The sequence below is a fragment of the Clostridium sp. UBA2485 genome (assembly GCF_002341865.1).
GTDB lineage: Bacteria > Bacillota > Clostridia > Clostridiales > Clostridiaceae > Clostridium_J.
This window is the reverse complement of sequence record NZ_DDOV01000070.1, coordinates 1-3,060: the sequence shown is the minus strand read 5'-3', so window position 1 is coordinate 3,060 and position 3,060 is coordinate 1. Positions and strand designations below refer to the sequence as shown.

At 31.5% G+C, this 3,060-nt stretch carries 2 protein-coding genes; both read left to right on the top strand.

What is annotated here, in order from left to right:
- The first annotated feature begins 267 nt into the window (after positions 1-267).
- Positions 268-1,614 carry an L-cystine transporter gene (locus B3603_RS14050; protein WP_291565989.1) on the top strand — a complete coding sequence of 449 codons (1,347 nt, stop codon included), beginning with the start codon at positions 268-270 and terminating at the stop codon, positions 1,612-1,614.
- A 23-nt stretch (positions 1,615-1,637) separates the two neighbouring features.
- A complete protein-coding gene (locus B3603_RS14045) occupies positions 1,638-2,972 on the top strand; it encodes a CoA-disulfide reductase (RefSeq protein WP_291565987.1) in 1,335 nt (444 codons plus the stop codon).
- The last annotated feature ends 88 nt before the right edge of the window (positions 2,973-3,060 follow it).

Below are 3,060 nucleotides of genomic sequence, written 5' to 3'. Positions count from 1 at the left end.
GAGTCTAAGAATCACTTGATAGTGTCAAAGGCTATATTATGATATTATATAAGATAACACAGAGTTTTTAAAAAGTTATAATCGAAATAATCATTTCTATTATAACGAAAAATATAGCTATTAATCAACTTAAATCAGAGCTTTAAACTTTTAAATTCTAAAAATCAACCTTTTTTAGAAAAGCTCTTAAATAAAAGGATTATTAGACTAAAAATCAGGAGGGATAAGCTGAATACAGGAATTTTAGTATTGATTAATGTATTGATTATGTTAGGGCTTGTTTATGTTCTTGCGGTTATGCAAAAGAAGCACTATTCTTTTACTGCTAGAGTGCTTACAGGCTTAATAGTAGGAATTGTATATGGAGCAATACTTCAAATTATTTTTGGAGTGGAATCTCCAGTTATTGGGGGAGCTAATAACTGGTTTAATGTGATTGGAAGTGGATATGTAAGATTATTAAAAATGATAGTAATGCCACTTATATTTGTGTCAATTACTTGTGCTATAATTAATCAAAAGTCCAGTAATCTTGGAAAACTTACGACCACAATCCTAATTGTACTTTTACTTACTACAGCAGTATCTGCATTAGTAGGTGCAACTACAGCTAATACTTTTGGATTAAGTGTAGAAGGATTGCAAACAGGAGATACAGAGATTAAGAGAGGAGAAGAACTGGAAGAAAAATTAACTAACTTGCAGCAAAAGCCAGTTCAAGAACAAATTATAAATATAATTCCAACTAATCCTTTCTATTCTTTAACAGGTCAAGGTGATTCACCTACATTATCAGTGGTATTTTTTGCAGGATTTATTGGAATTGCAACACTAGGAATTAAAAAGAAACGATCTAAATCAGCAGAAATATTTATTGGATTTTTAAATGCATTACATGATGTGGTAATGCGTATGGTAACTTTAGTTTTAAGATTAACTCCTTTTGGAGTATTAGCTCTTATGACAACAATGGTTTCAACAAGTAAATTTTCACAAATTCTCGGACTTATGAAATTTGTAGTAGCTTCATATGTAGCTATATTAATAATGTTTATTGTACATTCTATTATCCTAATGATATTTAAGCTAAATCCTATCACCTATTTTAAAAAATCAGCATCAGTACTTATCTTTGCTTTCACATCAAGAACTAGTGCTGGGGCATTGCCACTTAACATTAAGACTCAAGTGGATAAACTAGGAGTTTCAGAAGGGGTTGCAAACCTTTCAGCATCACTAGGTGTTAGTATAGGTCAAAATGGATGTGCAGGAATTTATCCAGCAATGCTTGCAGTAATGGTAGCACCAACATTAGGTATTAATCCAATGTCACCAGGATTTTTAGTGAAGTTGATACTTATAACTACACTAAGCTCTTTTGGAATCGCAGGTGTAGGTGGTGGTGCGACTTTTGCAGCATTAACTGTATTCTCTGCATTAGGTTTTCCAGTAGGATTAGTAGGATTATTAATTGCTATTGAACCACTAATAGATATGGCAAGAACAGCATTAAATGTAAGTGGTTCTATGGTAACAGGAGTAGTTTCAGGAAAGATTATGAAGGAATTAGATATGGAAATATATAATAACAAATCTATTGAAGAAACTAGCTAAAATTTTGCATTGGAGGAAGGCTTATGAAGATTATAATTATAGGTGGTGTAGCGGCAGGAATGAGTGCTGCATCAAAAGCTAAAAGAACAGATTCTAACTCTCAAATAGTGGTTTATGAAAAATCAGATGTGGTTTCTTGGGGAGCTTGTGGATTGCCTTATTATGTAGGAGATTTCTATGAAGACCCTAATACTATGATAGCAAGACCATTAAATAAATTCATAGAGAGTGGAATTGATGTAAAAACAAAACATGAGGTTTTAAAAGTATATCCAGTAAGTAAAACTGTAACGGTAAAAGATTTATCTACAGGAAATATATTTGATGATAAATATGATGTGCTTATGGTTGCTACAGGAGCTAGTGCCATAATACCACCTATAGAAAATAAAAATTTAAAGAATGTATTTACTTTAAAAGAATTTAGTGATGGGATAGCTATAAAAGAAGTAGCTAAAAAGAATGAAATTAAGGATGTAATTATAATAGGTGCAGGTTTCATTGGTATTGAAACTGTAGAAGCCATGAAAAAACTAGGTAAGAATATAAGAGTAATTCAATTAGATTCTAGAGTTTTACCGGATACCTTTGATGAAGAAATTACTTCAATTATGGAAAAAGAATTATTAAATCATGGAGTAGAGCTTAATTTAAATGAGTCCGTTAAGGCTTTTAAAGGAACTGAAAAGGTAGAAGAAGTAATCACAGATAAGGGAAGCTATAGAGCTGACTTAGTAATAATATGTACAGGAGTAAGACCTAATACTAGTTTTTTAGAAAATACAGGAATTGAAATGCTTAGAAATGGAGCCTTAGTTATAGATGAATATGGTGAAACTAGTATAAAAGATATCTATGCAGCAGGAGATTGTGCTAGCGTATATCATTTAATTAAAGAAGAAAATGTATATATACCACTTGCAACTACAGCAAATAAAATAGGAAGAATTGTTGGAGAAAATCTTGCAGGAAAGAGAGTTTCTTTTCAAGGTACCTTAGGTTCTGCGGCCATAAAGGTAATGAACTTAGAAGCAGGTAGAACAGGAATTTCTGAAGCAGATGCAATCAAAATGAATATAAACTATAAAAAGGTATTTATACAGGATAAGAATCAAGCTAATTATTACCCGGGACAAAGTGATATTTATGTAAAGTTAATTTACCATGGTGAAACAAAGGTATTACTTGGAGGACAAATTATTGGTGAAAAAGGTGCAGTATTAAGAGTGGATGTGCTAGCCTCTGCAATATTTAAAAAAATGACCACAGAGGAGCTAGGTATGTTAGATTTATGTTATGCACCACCTTTTGCTAGAACTTGGGATGTATTAAATGTAGCTGCCAATGTGGCTAAGTAGTGTAGCTTTAAAAATCTATGATAAGATATGAAAAAATATAAAATAAAGGTGGAAATTCTTTTAGAGTTTCCACCTTTATTTTATATTT

Coding starts and splice junctions, on each gene's coding strand:
- B3603_RS14050 (WP_291565989.1), top strand. CDS start 268: ATGTTAGGGCTTGTTTATGTTCTTGCGGTTATGCAAAAGAAGCACTAT.
- B3603_RS14045 (WP_291565987.1), top strand. CDS start 1,638: ATGAAGATTATAATTATAGGTGGTGTAGCGGCAGGAATGAGTGCTGCA.